13 protein-coding genes are annotated in these 16,700 nt (G+C 73.9%); 7 read left to right on the forward strand and 6 right to left on the reverse strand.

Annotated elements, in window-relative coordinates; translation table 11 throughout:
* Positions 1–85 precede the first annotated feature (85 nt).
* The 5 genes from ACS5RC_RS06375 to ACS5RC_RS06395 all read left to right on the forward strand — a co-directional run bounded on the left by ACS5RC_RS06375 (position 86) and on the right by ACS5RC_RS06395 (position 6,807).
* Positions 86–1,354: a polysaccharide biosynthesis/export family protein gene (locus ACS5RC_RS06375; protein ID WP_478342984.1), complete on the forward strand. Its 1,269-nt coding sequence runs from the start codon at positions 86–88 to the stop codon at positions 1,352–1,354.
* Between the two features lie 556 nt (positions 1,355–1,910).
* Positions 1,911–3,194, forward strand: coding sequence for a glycosyltransferase family 4 protein (locus tag ACS5RC_RS06380; protein ID WP_478342985.1), 1,284 nt, complete (start codon positions 1,911–1,913; stop codon positions 3,192–3,194).
* A 151-nt stretch (positions 3,195–3,345) separates the two neighbouring features.
* Entirely contained in the window at positions 3,346–4,071 is a 726-nt protein-coding gene (locus tag ACS5RC_RS06385) for a Crp/Fnr family transcriptional regulator (protein WP_478342986.1), read from the forward strand.
* Between the two features lie 182 nt (positions 4,072–4,253).
* Entirely contained in the window at positions 4,254–5,243 is a 990-nt protein-coding gene (locus tag ACS5RC_RS06390; RefSeq protein WP_478342987.1) for an NAD-dependent epimerase/dehydratase family protein, read from the forward strand.
* 268 nt (positions 5,244–5,511) lie between these two features.
* Entirely contained in the window at positions 5,512–6,807 is a 1,296-nt protein-coding gene (locus tag ACS5RC_RS06395; RefSeq protein ID WP_478342988.1) for a glycosyltransferase family 4 protein, read from the forward strand.
* Here the strand turns inward: ACS5RC_RS06395 and ACS5RC_RS06400 are convergent.
* Entirely contained in the window at positions 6,801–7,052 is a 252-nt protein-coding gene (locus ACS5RC_RS06400) for a hypothetical protein (protein WP_478342989.1), read from the reverse strand. The two genes, ACS5RC_RS06395 and ACS5RC_RS06400, sit on opposite strands and share 7 nt — an antisense overlap.
* 33 nt (positions 7,053–7,085) lie before the next feature.
* The gene (locus ACS5RC_RS06405) at positions 7,086–7,328 is read right to left on the reverse strand and encodes a hypothetical protein (RefSeq protein WP_478342990.1); all 243 of its coding nucleotides are present in this window, start codon (positions 7,326–7,328) and stop codon (positions 7,086–7,088) included.
* A gap of 182 nt (positions 7,329–7,510) precedes the next feature.
* Here ACS5RC_RS06405 and ACS5RC_RS06410 point away from each other — a divergent pair, with 182 nt between their 5' ends.
* Positions 7,511–7,777 (forward strand): hypothetical protein, encoded by a 267-nt coding sequence (locus tag ACS5RC_RS06410; RefSeq protein ID WP_478342991.1) that lies wholly within the window; start codon positions 7,511–7,513, stop codon positions 7,775–7,777.
* Positions 7,778–7,890: 113 nt separating this feature from the next.
* On the forward strand, positions 7,891–9,204 hold the full coding sequence (locus tag ACS5RC_RS06415; RefSeq protein WP_478342992.1) for a lytic murein transglycosylase: 1,314 nt from the start codon (positions 7,891–7,893) through the stop codon (positions 9,202–9,204).
* On the opposite strand, the gene ACS5RC_RS06420 is transcribed toward ACS5RC_RS06415, so the two are convergent.
* The 4 genes from ACS5RC_RS06420 to ACS5RC_RS06435 all read right to left on the reverse strand — a co-directional run bounded on the left by ACS5RC_RS06420 (position 9,188) and on the right by ACS5RC_RS06435 (position 16,400).
* A complete protein-coding gene (locus tag ACS5RC_RS06420) occupies positions 9,188–10,552 on the reverse strand; it encodes an MATE family efflux transporter (protein ID WP_478342993.1) in 1,365 nt (454 codons plus the stop codon). The two genes, ACS5RC_RS06415 and ACS5RC_RS06420, sit on opposite strands and share 17 nt — an antisense overlap.
* The gene (locus ACS5RC_RS06425; RefSeq protein ID WP_478342994.1) at positions 10,542–12,788 is read right to left on the reverse strand and encodes an NAD-dependent epimerase/dehydratase family protein; all 2,247 of its coding nucleotides are present in this window, start codon (positions 12,786–12,788) and stop codon (positions 10,542–10,544) included. Before ACS5RC_RS06425 ends, ACS5RC_RS06420 begins: the two co-directional genes overlap by 11 nt.
* 55 nt (positions 12,789–12,843) lie before the next feature.
* A complete protein-coding gene (locus tag ACS5RC_RS06430; protein ID WP_478342995.1) occupies positions 12,844–14,004 on the reverse strand; it encodes an NAD-dependent epimerase/dehydratase family protein in 1,161 nt (386 codons plus the stop codon).
* A 95-nt stretch (positions 14,005–14,099) separates the two neighbouring features.
* A complete protein-coding gene (locus tag ACS5RC_RS06435; RefSeq protein ID WP_478342996.1) occupies positions 14,100–16,400 on the reverse strand; it encodes a GumC family protein in 2,301 nt (766 codons plus the stop codon).
* Positions 16,401–16,700: the final 300 nt, after the last annotated feature.

Consider the following 16,700-nt stretch of genomic DNA (forward strand, 5'->3'; position numbering starts at 1 on the left):
CTGCGGGCCGCACCGGGCTCTGCCTAGGATTCCAGGGTCCGGGCGACCGGGCATTCCCGCGCCATCCATCGCGAGCGGCCCTGCCATGACCAAAGCCAGGACGACCCATCCCACGGCCCGACAGCGCGCATCCGGCCTCGCCCGAGCTCTGCTGCTCGGCGGCCTGCTCGCCGGACCGGCCTCGGCCCAGGATGCGGGCTACCGCCTGACGGCCGGGGACCGCGTGACGCTCTCGGTCTACGGTCAGTCCGACCTGTCGGGCGAGTTCCCGGTTGGCTCCGGCGGCGGCATCGTCCTGCCCCTCGTCGGCGAGATCGCGGTCGCGGCGCTCACCCTGCCGGAGGCGCAGGCGCGGATCGCCGAGCGGCTCGCCGACGGCTACCTGCAGCAGCCGGTGGTCAGCCTGCGGATCGCCGAGCTGCGGCCGATCTACGTGCTGGGCGACGTGCGGCTGCCGGGCGGCTACCCGTTCCGGCCGGGCCTCTCGGTGCTGAGCGGCATCGCACTCGCGGGGGGATTTCCCCTGCCCGAGACCGTGCAGATCACGCAGCGCACCGACTTCCTGCTCGCCGACGAGCGCCTGCGCGTGCTGGAGACGAATTTCCGCCTCTACGGCGTCCGCCGCGCCCGGCTGGAGGCGCAGCGGCTCGACCGGGACACCTTCGAGCCGCCGCCCGGAGGCGGGGACGCGGCCGACGCGTTCGTGGCGCAGGAGCGGATGATCCTGAGGACGCAGCGGGATGCGCTGCGCCAGTCCGTCGCGATGCTGGAGGCGCAGAAGCCCCGCATCGAGGCCGAGATCGCCGGGGTGAAAGCCCAGCGGGAGGCCGAAGAGACGCAGTTGCGCCTGATCCAGGCCCATCTCGAGGATTACGAGAAGCTGATCTCCAACGGCCTCGCCCGACGCTACCAGGGCATCGAGCTGCAGCGCGAGGAGGCGCGCAACAAGGGCAGCATCGCCCGGCTCAACTCCGATCTCGCGCGCCTCGACCTGGGGCTCGGAGACCTCGCCCTGCGGGTGCAGGAGATGAAGGACACCTATCACCGCCGCGTCATGGCCGAGTTCCAGGAGACGGTGACGCGGCTGGAGGAGACGCGCACGCAACTCCCCAGCGCCCGCGAGATCCGCGAAGCGCGCCTCCAGAGCGGCAGCGCCCTGCCGGGTGCCTCGGCCGCATCCCGGTCCGTCAGCATCACCCGGACGTCCGAGGGCCGCACCGAGACGATCGAGTCCGACATGCGCGCGGCCCTGATGCCGGGCGACATCGTCGAGGTGCGCCGCGGCGGCCCGGAGACCGCCGCCGAGGCCAGCGCGGTGCGCGGCGCGGCGCGGGAGACGGCCGCCCTGCGGTAGGTTGCGGTCCGCCAGAGGGGAGGCCGCCCCGCCGAGCGCCCGACGCCGCGCGGGTCCGTGCCCGGTCCCGGGCGTCCCGCAGAAAGACTTCGGGGCGCGGAGCCGCCCGAATGCCCGCATCCGGTAACACCAAATCCCCCGTTCCAAACCGATTGGCGATCAGCAAGCATATCGCTGCAGAACCTTCGGTGGAGCGCGGTCTCCAGCAAGAATCGTTCGCGGACAGGAGGCGATCATGAGCGAGATCAGGCCGCTGATCATGTACGGCGCGATCGGAACGCGGCCGTGGCCGCAGCGGCGCCGGATCCTGCGCTGATCCCGGCACGGACGACTGCGTGCGGATCGAGGACATCGACGCGGGCGCCTAGGGCCGTTCCGCGCCGGGGCCGGGTCGGCCCCCCGGCCGGCGGATCCTGCCCCGAGCGGGTTCCCGGATCCCATCCCGCGCGCGGAAGCAGATCACCGGCGCGCGGAAGCAGATCACCGGCGGCCGACGGCGCCCCGGGCGAGAGCTCGCAGGCGGCGCCAAGACTCCAAGGCTTCAAGGAGATTCCCGATGATCCGCGTCCTCTCTGCCATCGTGGTACCGCCCCATCTCTCGGTCAGCGGGGGCGCCCGGGCCGGCGAGCGCCTGAGCGCCGCCCTGGCGCGCCACTGCGCCGTCTCGGTCGCCAGCATGATGGCGGCGGATTCGGCCGGCGATGCGGAGATCCGGCGGCTGCCGGTCCGCACCACCCTGCCGCCGCTGGTGCCGTGGTCGCGGCTGTCGAACCGCTACAGCACCCTGTTCTACCGCTCGGACATCCCCCGGACGGTGCGCGCGGGCGGTTACGACCTCGTCCACCTCCACAACCCGATGCCGGCGCTGGAGATGGCGCGGATCGCCCGCGCCTGCCGGGCCTCGCGCCTCCCCTACGTGGTCTCGACGCACGGATTCAACGAGGTCGCCAACGGGGGGGCGATCTACGGCTTCGACGCCCTGCGCCGCGCCGCGTGGCGCCATCTCGTCCAGGGGCCGGTGGCCGAGACGGTGCGGGGCGCCGCCGCCATGCTGGCGCTCTCGCCCGCCGACGTGCCGATCATCCGCGGCATGGGCTTCACGGGAGCGATCGACATCGTGCCGAACGGCGTGGCCCTGCCGGAACCGTCCGACCCGGAAGCCGACCGCGCGACCTGGGCCCGGTTCGGCCTGGAGGAACCGGGCACCGGGGCGGTCACCGGGCTGTTCCTGGCCAACCACACCCCGAACAAGGGCCTGCCGGTGCTGCTGCGCGCCTGCCGCGCCCTGAACCGCCCCTTCACCCTGATCGTCGGCGGCGAGACCCGGCCCGAGATCGACTACGCGGCGGCCCGGAGCGCGGCCGGTCCGGGCCTGCGCATCGTGGTGACGGGGCGCCTGACCGACGCGGAGGTCGGCGCCCTGATGCGGCGGGCCGACCTGTTCGTGTTCCCGACGCTCGCCGACACCCTGCCGCTCGTGGTGTTCGAGGCGATGGCGCACGGGCTGCCGGTGCTGGCATCCGACGTCGGCGGCATCCCCCACCAGATCGATGCCGGCTGCGGGCGGCTCGTGCCTGCGGGCGACGTCGAGGCTCTCAGGGCGAGCCTCGAAGCCCTGGCCGCCGATCCCGCGCAATTGCGCCGGATGGGCGCGCAGGCCCGCGCCCGCGTCGCCGCGGGCTTCACCTGGGCGGCGGCGGCGGAGGCCGCCCACCGCACCTATCTGCGGGTCCTCGCCCGGGAGCCGGTGCGCGCCGCCCAGGCCTCGCGCGCGCCCGTCGCCGCCCCGCCCACCTCCGCACCCTCGGGAGGAGCCGGTGGCGCCCTCCTATCCGAGTGACCTCGCCGCCGCCCGAGCCGCTCGGACCCCCTTTCCGGGCGAGGGGCGGGCGCGGCGTTCCCTCGACGCGAATCCGGTCCGTTCGCCGGAGAACCGCCGGGCCGCGACACCCGACCCCCAGGCGGCGAAGCCGTCGACGGGCGGGTCCAGCATGCCGCCGGTCTCCTCCCTGCAGGGACCGGGCGTGCAGAACCGCCTGCTGCGGGCGCTGCCCGCCGAGATGCTCAACCTGATGCGGCCCCTCTTCGAGGAGGTCGCCCTGGTGGCGGGCGAGCGCATCGTGATCGCCAACGAATCGATCGGCTACGCCTATTTCCCCGAGAGCGGGCTCGTCTCGGTGCTGATCGATGCGGCCGGGCGCAGCCTCATCGACACCCACCTCGTCGGGCGCGAGGGCATGGTGAGCACGGCCCTCGTCCTCGGCGTCGAGTGCGCCCCCCTCGACGTGCAGGTGCGCACCCCCGGAACGGCCCTGCGGATCGGCGCGGGCACGCTGCGCCGCCTGATGGCGCAGAGCGGCACCCTGCACGAGATCCTGATGCGCTACGTCCAGGTGGTGATGCTCTGGACCAGCCAGATGGCGCTGGCCGCCTATTGCCGCCGGTTCGACGAGCGGCTCGCCCTCTGGCTGCTCCTGGCGGCCGACCGGCTCGACGGCGACGACATCGCCCTGACGCACGAGGCCCTGGCCCAGGCGCTCGGCACCCATCGCCCGGCCGTCACGGTGGCGCTGCGCAACCTCGAGAATGCCGACGCGATCGCCACCAGCCGCGGCCGGATCAGCATCCGCGACCGCAGCCGCCTCGTGGCCGCCGCGGGCGAGAGCTACGGGATCGCCGAGGCCGAGTACCGCCGGCTGATCGGACCCTTCGCCTGAACGGCGGCCCGTGACCAGCGAATCGGGATTCCGGCCGAGGTCGCATGGCGCCCCGACGAAGACACGGATCGTCTTCCGTCTGAGAGGTGGGCGATTCGGTTGTAGCCCCCAATGCAAATAGAAATCCTAGTCGAAGCCATGTCACGACACTCCTGTACGAGTTGCAGGAGAGGACAGTCCAAATGAAAAACGTTCTTGTGACTGGTGCCGGCGGCTTCATCGGACACCACCTCGTGAATTTTCTCGTGGAGCGCGGCTACCGGGTGCGCGGCGCGGACATCAAGTACCCCGAATACGCGCCGTCAGCCGCTCACGACTTCGTCCGTTGCGATCTGCGCGAGCACGACGCCTGCCAAGCCGTGGTCGCGGACATGGACGAGGTCTACCACCTCGCCGCCGACATGGGCGGCATCGGCTTCATCAGCGGCTCGCATGCCGAGATCACGCTGAACAACACGCTGATCAGCGCCCACATGGCCAAGGCGGCCCACGACGCCCGCGTCGGCCAGTTCCTGTTCTCGTCCTCGGCCTGCGTCTACCCGATGCACCTCCAGACCTCGCCCGACGTGACGCCGCTGCGCGAGGACGTGGCCTGGCCGGCCCAGCCCGAGGAGGGCTACGGGCTCGAGAAGCTCTACATGGAGAAGCTGTGCCAATACATGAGCGAGGATTGGGCCATCCCGACCCGCACGGTGCGCTTCCACAACGTCTACGGGCCGCTCGGAACCTATGACGGCGGGCGCGAGAAGGCCCCGGCCGCGATCTGCCGCAAGGTGGCCCTGTGCCCGGACGGGGGCACGATCGAGGTCTGGGGCGACGGGCTGCAGACGCGCTCGTTCATGTATATCGATGATTGCGTCGAGGGCCTGTTCCGGTTGATGCAGTCGGATTACGGCGCGCCGCTCAACCTCGGCACCGACGAGATGATCACCATCAACGAGCTGGTGGCGATCGCGAGCGAAATCTCGGGCAAGCGGGTGAACCTGCGCCACGACGTCACCAAGCCCCAGGGCGTGCGCGGCCGCAACAGCGACAACACCCTGATCCGCCACGTGCTCGGCTGGGAGCCGCGGACCACTGTGCGCGAGGGGCTCGTCCCGACCTATCGCTGGATCGAGAGCGAGCTGGCGCGCGCGGCCGAGACCGGGCCGCTGCCACAGGCCGCGGAGTAGGCCGCGGATCAGGCCGCAAAGGGCGGCGGCCGGCCGATGCGGCGGGATCGCTAATCGCCCGCGCCGCCGGCCGCACCCGGCCGCCCTCGATCGCACGCGACCCCGTCCGACCGGGGCCGCGGTGGCGCCGGTCGGGAACCGGCGCTCCGGGACGGCCGGTCGATCACAGGATCCCGGTGCATGGGGCGGACTCCGCGGAGACGCCGCGTGCTCCGGCCGCATCCGGCCGCACGGCCGGGCTTCCGCCACTTCCTCGCGGACCTCTCCGATGCCCCCGAACGCGTTGCCCCGCGCGACCCGCGCCCTCGATGTCCGCCATCTCGTCGTGGAGGAAGTGGAGGATTCGCGCACCAACGGCGTCCACCACGTCGCCAACTTCCTGGCCCGCGAGCAGATCCGCATGGGGGATGCGGCCGGGATCGTCCTCCTGCACGAGCCCGGCCGCAGCCTGGATCTCGCGCATTGGCAGGCCCCGGTGCGGACCGTGCCGCTCGGCGGCCGACGCATCCTCGGCCACATCGTGCAACCCGCGCCCACCATCGTGGAGGCCCTCGCCGCGGGGGCCGGGCCCGGCAGCCTCGTGCACGTCCACGGCGGGCGCAGGCCGCTACTGCCCGCGCTCGGGCGCGCCCTGACGCGCCGAAACCTCCGCTACGTCGTCACCGTGCACGGGCGCTACGCCCACGTCTTCGCGGGCGACCGGCCGGTCCGGCCGGCGGCCGCCCTCTACCTGATGGCCTTCGAGCGCCGGTTCCTGGAAGAGGCGGCCTTCGTGCACGCCCTGAACGAGCCGGAGGCCGCCACGATCCGCCGGATCGCGCCCCGGGCGCGCATCGAGATCGTCGGGAACGCCGCCTACTCGAGCGCCTTCGACGGCATCCCGGCCTGGCCCGAGCGGGCCGGCCCGTCGGCGATCTATCCGGCCTTCGGATTCTGCGGGCGCTACGCCATCGCCCACAAGGGGCTCGATCTCCTGGTCGAGGGCTTCGCGCGGCACCGCGCGGCGGGGGGCGCGGGCCGCCTCGCGCTGGCCGGGCTCGGCAAGATCGGAACGGAGGCCGCCGCGCTCGCCGCGCTCGCCGCCCAGCACGGCGCGGCCGACGGCGTGACGGTCGGCGGCCCGGTCTTCGGGCGCGACAAGGTCCGGGCCCTGCGCAGCTGGGATTACTTCGTTCAGGCCTCGCGCTTCGACGGACAGCCGGTCGGCGCGCTGGAGGCCGCCCTGAACGGGCTGCCCCTGATCGTCTCGCGGGCCACCGGCCTCGGCGAGGCGGTGGAGCGGGCGGGCGCCGGTTTCGTGATCGAGACGAACTCGGCTGCGGGCGTGGCCGCGGTCCTGTCGCGGGCGGCGCGGATGCCCGCGGAGGCGTGGCCGGCGATGTCGCGCGCGGCCCATGCCCTCGCCCTCGAGATCGGCGACTGGACGCGCTCGGCGCAGCGGCTGCGCGAACTCTGCGTGCATCCCTGGAGCGCGGCCCCCAACCCGACGCGCACCGGCCCGCTGCGGGAGACTCTCTCCGGACGGGACGGCCCTGGGCGGGCCGTCCCGAAGCGCGCTCAGTAGCGGTAGCCGTACGAGCGCCGCTCCTCGCGGAAGCGCATCGCCCGGTAGGGGCGGTCACCGCCCCAGCCCTCGTGCCGGCGCCGGCCATAGGCAGGCGCCCAGGGCGGCGGGCCGCCATGGCGATAGCCGTGGCCGTAGCCGTCCCGCGCCCAGGGCGGATCCGCGAAGGCGGCGGTCGAGGTGCCGAGCAGGCCGGCACCGAGCATCAGCGCGGTGGTGGCGGCGGGCAGAAGTCGGAAGCGCATCGGGGGCTCCTCTCGGTCGCGCGGCCTACCGGATCAGCAGCCTTCCTTGTGCACCGTCTTCGAATTGCCCGCGCCGTCCTCCTTGTGGACGGTCTTCGAGCCGCAATCGACGCTGCCGGTGGTGACGTCCCGGTGCTCGACCACGCCTTCGCGGCGCTCGACGGAGACGCTCGGGGCGCTGTCGCGGCGGACAACCGTGGTCTCCTCGGCGCTCGCCGAGGACGCGACGCCGAACAGGGCCACGAGACCGGCGCCGGCAATCAGGATATTCCGCATGGGGATCGCTCCTTGGGTTGACTGAGCCCAGCAACGGCGACCCCCGGAAAAGCGTTCCGCGGCCCAGCTCAGAAAAACGAAAGACTTGAAACGTCGTCGTTGCGAAATTCCGCGCGCGATATGTTCGTGGAACGCTTTCGGCGGAGCTGACGTTTTCAGCGCCTTCAATGGAGGAGACGATCATGAGGCACCTGACCCTGGCTCTACTGGGCTCCCTCGCGCTGACCGGCGCCGCCCTGGCGGCCGAGAACCCCGGCGCGTCGGCGAAATCCCCGGGCCACGAGATGCAGGACAAGGGCAGCCGCGCCGGCAGTCCCGGGGCTTCCGGCTACGCGCCGGGCCACGAGATGAAGTCGGACACCACCGGCACCACCTCGCATTCCGGCTCGACGGGTTCCACGGGCGGCTCCACGGGCTCGACCTCCGGCGGCTCCACCACCCGGCGCTGACGCCTTCGCGGCTCCCGCCTTCGGGCGGGGGCCATCACGCCCTTTGCGCCCGGCCAGGACCTTCGCTAGCCTCCGGCCCGCCACGGCCGGTCGAGGGTGCCAGGATCATGCGGGTGTTGCGGGTCGCTCTGCACCGATGCCTCCAGCCGGTCCTGGTCGCCGCGGCCCTCGGTCTCCCGATGGCCGAGGCCGCCCCGGAAGCGCGGGCGCCGGAGGCCGATCAGGCGCCGCAGGCCGCACAAGGCCCGCAGGCCGGATCGGCCCCCCAGGCGGCCCCGCAGCAGCCCGCGCCCTTCGCCGCTTGCCGCGACACACTCGCGGACCAGGCGCGGGAGCGCGGCCTCCCGCACGCGCTGATCGAGACGCAGCTCGCAAACCTCGCCCCGGATCCGGGGGCGATCGCGGCCACCCGGCAGCAGGCGGAATTCGCGCGGCCGATCTGGGCCTATCTCGATGCCGCCATCACCGAAGCCCGCGTCGCCGAGGGCCGGCGCCAGCTCGACGCATGGGCGGACGTGCTCGCGCGCATCGAGCAGCGCTACGGGGTCGACCGCTTCGCGCTGGTGGCGTTCTGGGGCGTCGAATCGAGCTACGGCGCGGTTCTGGCGGATGCGGGGATCGTCCGCCCGGTCATCCCCGCGCTCGCGACCCTCGCCTGCGGGGATCCGACGCGGGCCCCCTATTGGCGCGACGAGCTGATGGCGGCCCTGCAGATCCTCGCGCAGGGCGACGTGTCCGCCGACCGGCTCACCGGCTCCTGGGCCGGCGCGATGGGCCACACGCAGTTCATGCCGACGGTCTATCAGGCGCAGGCCGTCGATTTCGACGGCGACGGCCGGCGCGACATCTGGAATTCGGTGCCGGACGCCCTCGCCTCGACGGCGCATTACCTCGCGGCGGCGGGTTGGCGACCGGGCGAGAGCTGGGGCCTCGAAGCGCTGCTGCCCGAGGGCTTCGACTACGCCCTGGCCGACGAGAGCACCGAGCGCAGCCTCGCGGAGTGGCGGGGGCTCGGCGTGCGGACCGTGCGCGAGCCCGGCCCGGCGGATGCGAACGCCCCGGCGCGCCTGATCCTGCCGGCCGGGGCACGGGGGCCGGCCTTCCTGCTGCTCCCCAATTTCCGGACGATCCTGCGCTACAACACCGCCCTGTCCTACGCCCTCACGGTCGGCCACCTGTCGGACCGCCTGCGCGGCGCGCCGGCCTTCGCCCGGGACTGGCCCCGCGGCGACCGCATGCTCGACGCCGGCGAGCGCAGCGACCTCCAGGCCCGGCTGAGCGCGCTCGGCCACGCGACGGGCGGCGTCGACGGCAAGGTCGGCCCGAAGACGCGGGCGGCGGTGCGGGCCTACCAAGGCTCGGTCGGACTGGTGCCGGACGGCTATGCCGATGCCGCGCTCCTCGACCGGCTCAGGAGCCTGCCCTGAGCGGCGTCCCGGCTGCGGCCTGTAGCCCGCCCGGGCGCCGCGGTGCGGCCGGCGCGTCCCCGGCGATCAGCCGGGCGAGCAGCCAGCGCGCCGCGAGGAGGCGCACCAGCGCCGCGAGGCAGAGCGCGAGGCAGGCCCCCGTGACGCCGTAGCCCGCGACGAGGATGCCGGCCGCGGCGAAGGTCGCCCCCGTGCCGGCCGCGTTGACGGCGAGGGCGAGCCGGGCCGCCTCCACACCGTGCAGGTAGGAGCAGACCATGTCGGCGGCGTAGCCCGCGAGCGCGGCGAGCGCCAGGAGACGGACCGGCAGGGCGAGGCCGAGATAGGGCGAGCCGGCCCCGTACACGGCGCGCAGGGCGAGCTCGGGCGCGGCCACGAGGACGAGGCAGAACAGGCCCATGATCGGCGCGCCTGCCAGGGCGAAGGGCCGTGCCGCCCGCCAGGCCGCCGCCTTCCCGCCCGCTTGCGCACCCATCGCGCGGGCAGCCGTCTGCGGGATGATGTTGCACAGGCCGATCACCAGCGGGTTGACGAGATTCGCGAGGTTCATCCCGGCCTGGAGCTCGGCGGCCGTCGCCGTCCCGGCCAGCGCCACGAGGCCCCAGAGCAGGACCTGGCTGCGCAGGAGGCCCAGAAGGTTGTTGGCGAGCGACCAGCGTCCGAGCCGCCAGAAATCGCCGATCCGCGCGGCGAGCGCGGCCGCGGCGGGTCGGACCGCGAGGCCGGACACCGCCGCCTGATGCAGGGCCGCGGCGGCCGAGGTCGCGGCCATGGCGGCGAGGGCCGAGGCCGGGCTCAGCAGGCCGGCCCGGTCGAGCCCGAGCACGAGGAGCACTTGGCCGAGATAGCTGACGGCATCGCCCGGCACCGCCGCGGAGAACCGGAGCTGCGCGAACAGGCAGCGGCGGAAAGCCTCCTGCACCTGCCAGGAGGCGAGGTAGACGATGGCCGGAAGGATGAGTTCGTCCCGGCCGAGGCCATGGAGCCCGAGGCCGAGGGGAATCGCGGCGGCGCCGCAGACGGCCCCGACGCCGGCAAGGACCGCACCCATCAGCGCCGCCCCCTGCTCGGGCGCGGCGGCCCGGATCGAGAGCGGGTAGAACAGCAGCGCTGTCGTCGCCATCTGCACGAGCATCAGCCAGCCGAGCAGGAGCACGAAGGCGCCGTAGGCGTCCGGCGGGAGGCTGCGCGCCAGCACGATGGTGATCCCGAACGTGCCGACGCTGGCGATCCCCTGATCGACCAGCGGCCAGCCGACCCGCGCGGCGGCGGAGCGCAGCCGCGGCGAGAGGGTGCGCCCCGCGAACGGGACGCGGAGGCTGCGGCCTGCCCCGGTCTCAGCGGGCATCGGCCATCTCGGGCGCGACCGGGGCGACCGGCGGCTCCGACGGGCCGGTGGCGCGCCGGGCGGCGCGGCGGAGATCGCCGAAGGCCCATTCGAGATAGGGCTTCGTCTCGCGCATGCCCGCGGCGAAGCTGAAGCGCGGGGCGTAGCCGAGCAGCGCCCGCGCCTTCCCGATCTGCGCTGCGCCCTGCGTGCTGTAGAGGGCGGCCTTCTGCGGATCGGGTACGAAGACCTCTCCGAAGGCGCGCCCGCCGGTGCCGAAATAGTAGCGGTCCACCAGAGCCCGCAGGGGCTTCGGCAGGGCGTCGAGCCCCGCTTGCAGGACTTGGCGCGCGGGCGGCCAGCGCACGATGATCTGCATGATGCGCTTCGGGTTGCGGGCGACGAGCTTGATGTCGCGCATCAGGCCCTGGTTCGCCTTCGACACCGCGGCGGCCGGCCAGAATACCGGTGGCTTCACCCCGAGCGCCCGGGCGACGGCACCGTAGAAGCTCGCCCAGGTCACGGCGTCCGGCCCCGACAGGATGAAACGCTCACCCACCGCCTCCGGCCGGGTCGCGGCCAGCAGCATCCCGTCCACGAGGTCGTCGACGTAGACGGCGCTGCACAGGCCTTCGCCGCGGTCGGGCAGCACCACCTCGCCGCAGATCAGCATCTCGGCGGGCGCGTTCGTCCAGGGCTTGCAGAAGGGCCCGTACACGATGGTGGGCTGCACCACCGTGGTGGGGATGCCCCGGTCGCGCGCCGCGCCCAGCACCTCCGCCTCGATGGCGAGCTTGTCGCGCACGTAGATCCAAGAGCGGTCGCCGTCCCGGGTCTGCTCCGTCAGGGGCCCGGCCGGGAAGGGCTCGTAGACCGAGAAGGTGCTGACATGGACGAGGCGGCGCACCCCGTGGGCGCCGCAGGCCGCCACGAGGTTGCGGGCGCCGTCGAGGTTCTGCTTGCGCGAGCGCGGATCGTAGGCGCAGTGGAAGACGTACTCCGCCCCCGCGAGCGCCGCGTGGATCTGCGCGGCATCGGCCAGATCCGCCTTGACGAGGCGCACGGGCAGGCGCGCGAGGCGGGCCGCATGGCCGATCTCGCGGATGAGGCAGGTGACTTCGGCGCCCGCCCGCATCAGCCGCTCGACGAGGCGACCGCCGATGAAGCCGCTCGCGCCCGTCACCACCACCTTGGCGCCCGGCGCGATGCCGCCGGCCGGCAGGGCGTTGGCCGCGTCCCAGGGCAGGTCGAGGGGCGCGCGCATGGCGTAGCAGGCCTCGATCCGGCGGACGGAGGCGAGTCCCGCCTCGCCCGTGACCGAGACCCGCTCCGGCCCGGTCACGCTCCTGAGGAAATCGCGCATCTCCGCGTCGAACAGCTCGGGGAAGAGCTGGGGCTTCATCGTCGCGGGGGTGAGCCCCTCGTGGGCGAAGGCCATCGCCTCGGCGGAGCCGGCCAGCACGGTGTTGGCGTAGAGCGCCACCTCGACGAAGCCGCGGCTGCCCTCGATGCGCGCGGTGTTGGCGAGGTCGCGGGTGCGGCTCAGCTCCAGCCGGCCGCGCCCGCCGCCCGCGATCCCGAACTCCAGCACGCAATCGGCCTCGACGCCGCTGTCGCCGTCGTCGCGATAGGCGGTCGGCGTGATGTCGCCGAGCCAGTAGCCCAGGAGGTCGAGGGTGTGGGCGCCGGTATCCATCAGCACGCCGCCGCCCGAGAGGTCGTGGCGCAGGAGCGCGTCGGAGCTCGTCGCCCAGTTGAAGACGAAGCCCTCGCGCGCCTCGACCCGGCGGATCTCGCCGAGCGTGCCGGAGGCGATGAGCGCCTTCGTCCAGCGCGCCACGTGCAGGTAGCGCCGCAGCAGGCCCACCGCCAGGACGCGCCCGCCTGCCTCGGCGGCGGCGATCATCGCCTCGCCCTCGGCGCTCTTGGTGGCGAGCGGCTTCTCCATGAAGACGTGCTTGCCCGCGCGCAGCAGCGCCAGCCCGATCGGGCCGTGCGTGGTGTGGGGCGTCGCGACGAGAGCCGCGTCGAACTGGTCGGCGACCGTGGCCCAGTCGGCGGCCGTGACGATCTCGGCGCGCTTGCGCCCGGCCCGGCCCGCGAGCAGGGCGAGGCGCTCGGGCGAGCGGTCGATCAGCACGCTCGGCGCCCAGCCCTGCCGCTTCAGGGCGGGGAGCAGGTGGTGGTCGACCACCGCGCCGCAGCCGATGATGGCGAGGCGGGGCTTGCCGGTGGGGCTCACGGATTTCGCGGACATGATGGGGCACACCTTCTCGGACAGGGAAGCGGGGACGGAGGGGAGACGGCCGCGCTCAGGGCGCCGGGGCCGGGAGGCGGCGCGCGCGCGGGGCGCGGACCTTCGGGGTGCTGAGCCCGGACGCTCGGAGGGCGGCGGCCCGGAGCGCCTGCCGCTGGTCCTTCCGGCTCTCTCGCAGGGTCTCTCGCGGGTTCTCTTGCGGATTCGCCTGCCGGCTCTCGCGCCGCGTCCTTTGCCGGGTCTCCGGACGCGGCTCGGCCGCCAGAGGGTACTTCGCCGTGAGGTGCGCCGAGAGTTCGGGCCGCGCCCACAGGTCGGCCAGCGCCTCGTCGATCCCGAAGGCGGGCGCCCAGCCGAACAGCGCGCGGATGCGGGCGATGTCGGCGGCGAGCACCGGCCGGTCCACGGCCCGGACCCGGGATGGCTCCGACTCGACGGCGAAGTCGGTGCCGGCGATGCGGCGGAGACGGTGGACGACCTCTTCGACCGAGTAGGCCCGGGAGGTGCCGAGATTGACGGTGACGCAGGCGCCACGCTCGACGCTGCCGGCCAGGGCCGCCGCCATGAAGCCGCGGGCCGCGTCCTCGACATGGACGTAGTCGCGCCGCGGGCTGAGATTGCCGAGCCGGATCCCGGTCCGGCCGGCCTTCAGCTGGGCGACGATCTCGGGCATCAGGTGGGGGTTGGTCTCGCCCGGCCCGATCACGTTGAACAGGCGGACCACCACGGCCGGGAAGCCGCGCTGCGCCGCCATGTAGCGGACGTAGTGCTCCCCGTGCAGCTTGGTGAAGCCGTAGATGTCGGAGGGCTCGACCGGCGAGGCCGCCTCGGTATGCGGGTCGTCCTCCGCCCGGTAGACGGCGCCGCTGCTGGCGAAGACGAAGCGGCAGCCCGGCGGGCAGGCGGCCAGGAGGTTGACGGTGCCGGCGACGTTGGTGCGCACGGCCAGAACCGGGTCCTGCTCGCATTCCGGGATGTAGTGGATCGCCGCGAGGTGGATGATCGCCTCGGGGGCGAAGTCCCGGATCGCCGCCTCCACCGCCGCCGCATCGGCGATGTCGCAGGGCACGAGCCGGATCCGCGCCAGTTCGGCCGCGGTGAAGCGGCTCTCCCCGTAGCGGAGCGCGTCGAGCACGCAGACGGCGTGCTCCGCCGCGAGCAGGCGCGTCAGCGGCCTGCCCACGAACCCGTTCCCACCGATCACCATGATCCTCATCGAACCCGCTCCCTCGATTCGCCGGATGGCGTGCGATCCCTGTCGGATCGCGGCGGCCCGGCCGGGACGCCGCGTCGGTCGTCTGGCCCGGCGCATCAGGCCGTACGGGCGCCGGAGGGCAGCTTTCCGCCCTCGGGCGGTGCGGGAGCCGGGGGCCGACGCGGGGCCGCCTCGGCCTGCGCCCCCGCGGCCGGCCCGGATCCGGCGGACGACGGCACCGCCGCGGCCTCGGTCGGCGGATCGGCCTGGGCATCCCGTGCGAGGGCGCTCCGGGCGAAGAAGGCCCGGTGCGCGACGTAGTGGCCGCACTGGTCGGCGAAGCGGTCGTGCCGGTGCTCGTCGAGATCGACCTCCGTGAGCACGACGCCGCGGACCCGCACCGAGAGCTCCTGCAGGCGCCGGAGCAGCGCCACCACCGTCCGGCGCGGTGTGGCGCCCCAGCGGACGGCGAGGACGACCGCGTCGGAGAGGTGGGCGAGGTGCACCGCGTCCAGCACCAGCATGGCGGGGGGCGCCTCGATCAGCACGAGATCGAAGCGCGTCCGGGCGAGGGTGAGGAAGCGCTCGAAGCGCTCGCCCGCCAGAAGGTCGCCGGCCTCGGGCCAGCCGCCGCCGCGCAGGCGCACCACCCGCCGCTCCCGCACGCTGTCGAGGAAGCCCGCGGGATCGCCCAGCACAACGGTGCGCAGGTCGGTGCGCCCGTCCGGGTCGCCCGGGCCGGTCCCGGCGGCGTCGATCACCAGGGTGCGGGTCCCGCGCCCGGCCAGCGACTGCGCGAGCGCCATGCAGAGCAGGGACTTGCCCTCGTTCGGCAGGGCGGAGGCGACGAGGAGGACCTGCGAGGTCGCGGGAGGCCGCGACCAGCCGAGGCCCGCCGTCACCAGCCGGATCGCCTCGTCGAACATCCGCATCGCGGACGCGTCCGAATCGGCGGTGATGGCCGGGACCATGCTGAGGCAGCGCAGGGCCGTGAACTCGGCGACCTCGGTGCCCGAGCGGAAGCCGTTATCGCGCCGGGCGAGCAGGAGCGCGCCCGCGATGCCCGCTACGCCGGCGCCCGCGCCGGCGAGCCCGACGATCAGCGGACGGTTCGGGCTCGAGGGCACCAGGGTGGGCTCGGCCCGCATCACCACCTGCACCGCCGAGGATTTCACCCCGGCGAGGGCGATCGCCTGGGCATGGCCGTCATTGAGCAGCTTCAGCCGGTCGCGGACGGAGAGGGCGGCGGCCTGGAGGCTGCGCAGCTTGGCCTCGCGGCCCATCTCGCCGATCGCCGCGGCCTTGAGGGTCTCGACCCGCGCGGCGGTCGCCTCCTCCTCGGCGGCGGCCGAGCGCAGCTCGCTCTGCAGGTTGCCGATCGCCCGGTCGACCTCTTGGCGCAGGCGCTCCTGCGCCTCCGAGAGCGCCGCCTGCGCCTGGAGCAGGCGGGGATGGCGCGGTCCGGCCGAGCCCAGGGCCGCGATCTCGTGCCGGGCCGTCTCCACGCCTTCCAGCAGGCGCTGGATCACCGGGGCGCCGGCGAGGTCCTGCGCCGAGGGCACGCCGCCGCCCGCGAAGATCTCGCGCGCACGGGCCAGCCGGGCCTCGGCGGCGAGGCGGGCCTGCCCAGCGCTCGCGAGCCGCGCCTGGGCATCCTGCAGGGCCTGCTGGGGCAGGTTGGAGCCGCCCGCGCCCTCGACGAACCGCGCTTCCTCGCGATAGCGCTCGACCGCGGCCTCGGCCTGGTCCAGCGAGAGGCGAGTGGCCCGGACCTGGGCTTCGAGCCAGGTGCTGACGCGCTCGGCATCGGCGACGCCGATCTCCAGGCGGTTGCGCTGATAGGCTTCCACGAAGCCGTTGGCGATGCGCGCGGCGCGCTCCCGATCACGGTCGGTGTAGGTGACCGAGATCAGGTAGGCCCGGGCGTCGTTCGTGACGCCGAGATTGGCGGCGAGCGCCTTGACCGCCCGCTCGGCGGCGAGCGCCGGGTCGCCGGGTGCGCCGGGGTCGCGGCCGAGCAGGCGGCTGAGCAGCCCCAAGCCGCGGGCGAAGGTCGGATCGTCGGCGAGACGCAGATCCTCGGACACGCGCCGGGCGATGGCCCGGGAGCGGATCACGCGCGCCTCGCTCTCGACCATGGCCGCCGCGTCGAGGTTCGCGGTCGGCGCCTGGGCGGGCTGGCCGACCTGTGGGGCGAAGGAGCGGCCGAGATCGACCTGGATCAGGGTCTCGGCGGTGTAGCGATCGGGCAGCAGAAGGCTGATCGCGGCGGCCACGACGAGCACCCCGGCCACGAGCATCGCGATCGGCCGGCGCCGCCGCCAGACCGCCCGGACCAGTCCGAGGCTCTGGGCCTCGTAGACCTGTCTCAGGCTGAGGCTCGAACCCGCGTTGGGCTGCTCCGGAACCCAGTTCATCCCGCCCTCACTCGCGCAGACCCGATCGCGGATCGCCCGGCTGCCCGGCCCGCAGGGGCGGGTCCGACAGGTCGATCGGATCGCTGCCAATGGATCGTCGCCGCGCCGCGATTGGGAAGTGAGATCAGGGATTAGCCCGATCGTGCACCGCAACAGGGCGGGGGTCGCGGCGCGCCCGCGACCGGCGCGTGCGAGATCACGATGGGCGTCGCGCGGGATGCCGGAGACGTCGCGGAGAACGCGAACGGGCACGGGGCCGGGGGCGCCGGCCTCGTGCCCGTGTCGGGTGACCTGAGCCGG

This window comes from Methylobacterium sp. HJ2, assembly GCF_056431005.1.